Source organism: Thermogutta sp. (assembly GCF_014359955.1).
Classification (GTDB): Bacteria; Planctomycetota; Planctomycetia; order Pirellulales; family Thermoguttaceae; genus Thermogutta.
Map to the genome: position 1 here is coordinate 1 of NZ_JACIYL010000246.1, position 5,465 is coordinate 5,465.

A 5,465-nucleotide genomic window follows, 5' to 3' on the forward strand; every position below is an offset into this window, starting at 1 on the left:
CCGGATTTCAATACCACGCTCGGCAAGCGCCTGAAGAATCCGGGGCAGGAGTGTGCCGGCCACAGCCTTGTGAAAAACGAGCGACTCCGCCGCGTTGCAGACGCCCATTCGCTGGCACTTGGCATTGACGACGATCCGCTCGGCCATGTCCGGATCGGCACTGGCATCGACATAGACGTGGCAGTTACCGGCGAAGTGCTTCATGACGGGCATTTTGGCCTCTGCGGTCACCCGTCGGATGAGACTTTCTCCGCCACGCGGGATGGTCAGGTCGATGTACTCCGGCAGGTTGAGGAAGTGTCCCACGGCTTCGCGGTCCGGCGTCGCCACGAGCTGGATGGCGTGGGTCGGCAGTCCCACATCCGCCCCGGCTTCCATCATGATGTCCACGATGGCCTGGTTGGAGTGGGCCGCCTCTTTCCCGCCACGCAAAATGACGGCATTCCCACTTTTGACACAAAGTGCCGCCGCGTCTGCCGTCACGTTCGGCCGCGATTCGTAGATAAAGAAAATGACCCCCAAAGGAACCCGCACTTTCTGGACAAGCAGCCCGTTCGGCCGGACCGACGACCAGATCACCTCCCCAATGGGTTCCGGAAGCATGGCAACTTCTTCCAGGGCGCGGGCCATCGCCTCGATGCGGGAAGGCGTCAGCTTGAGACGGTCGATCTGGGCGTCTGTCAGACCAAACGACGGCGCAGCGGCCAGGTCCTTGTGATTGGCGTCCGTCAGAGCGACCATCCGCTCTTTCATCAGTTTGGCGCAGCGATGCAACCACTGTTGCTTGGTCGCACCGCTGAGCCGTGCCAGTTCCACCGACGCCGCCCTGGCACGGCGCGCTACTTCCAGGCAGTATTCTTTAAGATCGAAAATCCCGTTGTCGTTACTCATGGTTGCGGGCAATTGTTCCTGTTGTGAGGGCGTTTTCCCTTCCCCACCGGCTATCAACCGGTTGCACGGTTGCGTTCTGTCAAGACATCCCCTTGAGGAAGTATCCCGATTTCCGGCCCCGCCGTCAACCGACGTTTGGCCAGGCTCATCCGGAGTTTGCCTGCGACCCGGGAAAGGCGTGTGATGCCTGGCAAGCTCTGAAAAGGGGTGAGATTCATCTTGGAGGCCCCTCTTCCGGAGGGACCTGCCCGTCGGGTCCACCGTTCGGAGGGACGTGCTTGTCACGTCCGCCGTTCCGCTGGCTAAACGGTAGGGGCAATTCATGAAATTGCCCCTACCGAAATGCCGTTTGGCCCTGAAGAACGTATTTTGTGAGCAATTCGTGAATTGCCCCTACAACGTCGGAGGGATCCGCTTGTCGGGTCCGATGAACACCGATTGATGACCCATGCCGCTTCACCGGGCACGACAAGCGTGCCCCTCCGAAAAAATTTCGGAGGAATCTGCCCGTCAGGTCCACCTCTCGGAGGGACGTGCCTCTCACGTCCGCCGCTTGGCTGGTTAGACGATAGGGGCAATTCATGAATTGCCCCTACAACGCGTTTTGCCTGGGCTATGTCGTAGGTTTTTGCAAAGGTGGCGATGGCTCGGACCTTTGGCAAGGCGTGGCCTCAATCCTTACCGCCCTGCGAGGGGTTAAATACAAGGCGAAAGTCAAAGCCCCGGGGCGACTGGTCGTGCAGCACGTGCTAAAATAGGGCGTTTACGCATTCATGGAGCGGGGAATGTCATGGCACGCTGGAAAACAGTTTCGATTGTGGGGGTGGGATTGATTGGGGCCTCCATCGGGCAGGCCCTTTTGCGGCGGCGGCTGGCGGATGACGTCATCGGCATTGCCCGACGTCAAACAACGCTCCGTGCCGCCCGGCGTGTGAACGCGGTCACGCACACCACGATTGATCTTGCCCGGGGTGTGGCTGAAGCCGACCTCGTCGTCGTGTGCACGCCGGTGGCTACCATCCCGGAGTTGGTACGTCGCGCCGCGGAACACTGTCCCGAGGGAACCCTCATTACCGACGCCGGCAGCACCAAAGCCGCTATCGTGGCAGCTCTCGACAACAATTTGCCGCGAGGTTGCCGTTTTTTGGGGTCCCATCCCCTGGCGGGGAGCGAAAAGACCGGCCCGAGTTATTCCGACGCGGAACTGTTTGAAGGCCGTGTGACCATCATCACCCCCACGCGCAACACCCGCGCCGAAGACTTCGATGCCCTCGAAGAATTCTGGAGCGGCCTGGGGTCGGTCGTTGTGCGGATGTCCCCGGAAGAGCACGACGAAGCCATCGGCATGACCAGCCACTTTCCCCATCTGGTGGCATCGCTTTTGGCAGGAATGTTGCCTGAGCAGTGGTTTCGGTTCACCGGAACGGGCTTTCTCGATACGACACGCATTGCGGCCGGGGACATCGAACTGTGGAAGCAGATCCTTCTTCAAAACCGCCTCAATGTGATGAAGAACTGCCAGGCGCTGGCGCAGGAGCTGCTCCGGGCGGCACAGGCTCTGCGAGATGGGAATGAACAGGTTGTTGAGGACATCTTGATGCGAGGGAAAAAGAATCGCGATGCTTTGGGAGGTTGATATCTATCCAGCCCCCGGTCAACCGGATGTCGTGGCGGAACAGGTTCGCCACGATGGACTGGACCTGGGGATTCACGGTGCCTGGCAGGCGGCGGCCGGTCGTGGGTACCTTGTCGAAGGTGATTTCACCCTCGCCCAAATGCAGCGGCTGGCCGAGGAACTGTTCGCCGACCCGGTGGTGGAGCGATTCGTGATCGGGCAAGCTGGGGATTCTGTTTTGCTGGAACCACCCAGCCCGGACATGCAGCCTGTCTATGTGCTTCCCAAGCCCGGTGTCATGGATCCCGTGGCGATGAGTGCGGCGGCCGCCATTGAAGACTTCGGCTGGCGTGCCCGGGCGGTGCGCACTTTCCGGAAATACTGGTTCCGGGGATTGTCGCAAAATGATCTGCGACGCATCTGTCAGAAAATCCTCGCCAACGACGCGATCGAGCAGGTTATCTTCGGCCCGCTGCCATTCCGTACTCTGGAACAGGGCCGACCGTACGAATTCCACCTGATCACCGTTCCCCTTCGCGAGATGGATGACCAGGCCCTGCTCCGACTGAGTCGCGAGGGCCAGCTTTTTCTTTCCCTGGCTGAAATGCGGACCATTCGGGACTTTTACTGCTCTCTCGGACGGGACCCGACGGATGTGGAGCTGGAAACCCTGGCCCAAACCTGGAGCGAGCACTGCAGCCACAAGACGCTCACCGGGCGGATTGCTTATCGGGACGAACAGCGGCAGATTCAATTCCAGAACATGCTCAAAGAGACCATTTTTGCTGCTACCCACGAAATCCGTCGGCGGCTGGGTGAGCGCGACTGGTGCGTGAGCGTCTTCGAAGACAACGCGGGCATCGTGCAGTTTGATGACGATTACCATGTTGTCTTCAAGGTGGAAACGCATAATCATCCCTCGGCTCTGGAACCTTATGGTGGCGCCAACACCGGGATCGGTGGCGTCATTCGCGATCCCATGGGAACGGGGCTGGGAGCCAAACCGATCTGCAATACCGACGTCTTCTGTTTCGCCCCGCCCGACATTTCCCACGATGAACTTCCCCCCGGGGTGCTTCACCCACGTCGGGTGATGAAAGGTGTCGTGGCGGGCGTCCGCGATTATGGAAACCGGATGGGGATCCCCACCGTCAACGGGGCGGTCTATTTCGACCGACGCTATTTGGGCAATCCGCTCGTTTATTGCGGTAATGTGGGACTCCTTCCCCGTGACAAGGCTCACAAGGCGGCCCAGCCAGGCGATTTGATTGTGCTTGTCGGCGGCCGGACAGGGCGGGACGGTATCCACGGTGCCACGTTCAGCTCCGCCGAATTGACCACCGAAAGTGAGACTCTCTCCGGCGGCGCCGTCCAAATCGGGAATGCGATTACGGAAAAAATGCTCCTCGACGTCCTGCTTGTGGCCCGCGATCGCGGTCTCTACCACGCCGTGACGGACTGTGGTGCCGGGGGGCTTTCTTCAGCGGTGGGAGAAATGGGACGTGCCATCGGAGCGGAGGTGGACCTGGACCGCGTGCCCCTCAAGTACGAAGGGCTTTCCTACGCGGAAATCTGGATTTCTGAAGCTCAGGAGCGCATGGTCCTGGCTGTCCCGGAGGAGAAATGGCGGGAACTCCACGAGCTTTTCGCGTCCGAGGGTGTCGAAGCCACGGCCATCGGGCGTTTCGTTCCCACCGGACGCCTGGTCCTCCGTTATCAGGGCCATCAGGTCGCCGACTTAAGCATGGAATTCCTTCACAAGGGACGGCCGGCCGTGGTCCGCGAGGCCGTCTATGAACCGGCCCCGACTGCCCCCATGGTGCTGCCGCCGGAAAACGAGGTCAATTGGACGGCCGATCTGGCGGCGATCCTCGGCTCTCTCAACGTGTGCAGCAAAGAGTGGATCATCCGTCAGTACGATCACGAAGTCCAGGGGGGCAGCGCTGTCAAGCCGCTGGTGGGACGCTGGAACGACGGACCGTCCGACGCTGCTGTCCTTCGGCCTGTTCTCAGTTCTTATCGTGGCCTGGTGATCGCCTGCGGAATGAATCCCAAATATGGCGACTACGATACTTACTGGATGGCAGCCGCCGCCATCGACGAAGCGGTGCGGAACTGCGTGGCCGTCGGCGCCGATCCCAGTCGCATTGCCATCCTCGATAATTTCTGCTGGGGAAACACCGATCGGCCGGAGGTGCTGGGCTCACTGGTTCGGGCAGCGCTGGCCTGCCACGATGTGGCAGTGGCACTGGGAACGCCCTTCATCAGCGGGAAGGACAGCCTCAACAACGAGTTCCGTCTCAGTGAAACCGAAACGATCACGATTCCACCGTCGCTCCTGATCAGCGCGCTCGGTCAGGTGGACGACGTGCGCCGCTGTGTCACCATGGATCTCAAACAGCCCGGCAACGCCATCTACATTGTGGGAATGACGGTTGATGAACTGGGGGGTTCGCACTGGGCGGAGATTCACGGACTGTCCGGCGGCACCGTCCCGCGGTGGAACGGAGAACAAGCACGACGGATATTTGACGCTATGCATCGGGCAATCATGTCGGGCTGCGTTCGGGCATGCCACGATCTGAGTGAAGGCGGCCTCGCTGTCGCCATCGCCGAGATGGCCTTCGCCGGCGAATTCGGGGCGGAAATCGACCTGGACGCTGTTCCCTGCGCAAGTTCCGACCTCGGACCCGTTGTTCGGTTGTTCAGCGAATCGAATTCGCGGTTCCTTTGCGAGGTTTCTGTGGAGCGGGCCTCCGCATTTGAAGGCTTATTTGCGGGCCTGCCCGTAGCACGACTGGGTATGGTGGTGGAAAAACCCCACCTGGTTGTAAGGTGGAAAGGCAAGACGTTGATCGATGCGGCCATTGAAAACCTGAAACGCGCCTGGAAACAACCGCTGGCCTGGTGACCTTCGCATGCTGGGGCCTGGAAGAGAGCGCGGACCAAACCACCCCCT

At 60.5% G+C, this 5,465-nt stretch carries 3 protein-coding genes; 2 read left to right on the forward strand and 1 reads right to left on the reverse strand.

Features of this window, described 5'->3' with window-relative positions:
• Nucleotides 1-891, reverse strand: an 891-nt coding sequence (locus H5U08_RS09190; RefSeq protein ID WP_297032366.1) for a glutamate-5-semialdehyde dehydrogenase, incomplete at its 3' end; no start/stop codon positions are given.
• 790 nt (nt 892-1,681) lie between these two features.
• On the opposite strand from H5U08_RS09190, the gene H5U08_RS09195 reads away from it, so the two are divergent.
• Together H5U08_RS09195 and purL are read left to right on the forward strand one after the other, a co-directional pair.
• Nucleotides 1,682-2,527: a prephenate dehydrogenase/arogenate dehydrogenase family protein gene (locus H5U08_RS09195; RefSeq protein WP_297032367.1), complete on the forward strand. Its 846-nt coding sequence runs from the start codon at nt 1,682-1,684 to the stop codon at nt 2,525-2,527.
• The gene (gene purL / locus H5U08_RS09200; RefSeq protein WP_297032368.1) at nt 2,511-5,417 is read left to right on the forward strand and encodes a phosphoribosylformylglycinamidine synthase subunit PurL; all 2,907 of its coding nucleotides are present in this window, start codon (nt 2,511-2,513) and stop codon (nt 5,415-5,417) included. Before H5U08_RS09195 ends, purL begins: the two co-directional genes overlap by 17 nt.
• Nucleotides 5,418-5,465 lie beyond the last annotated feature (48 nt).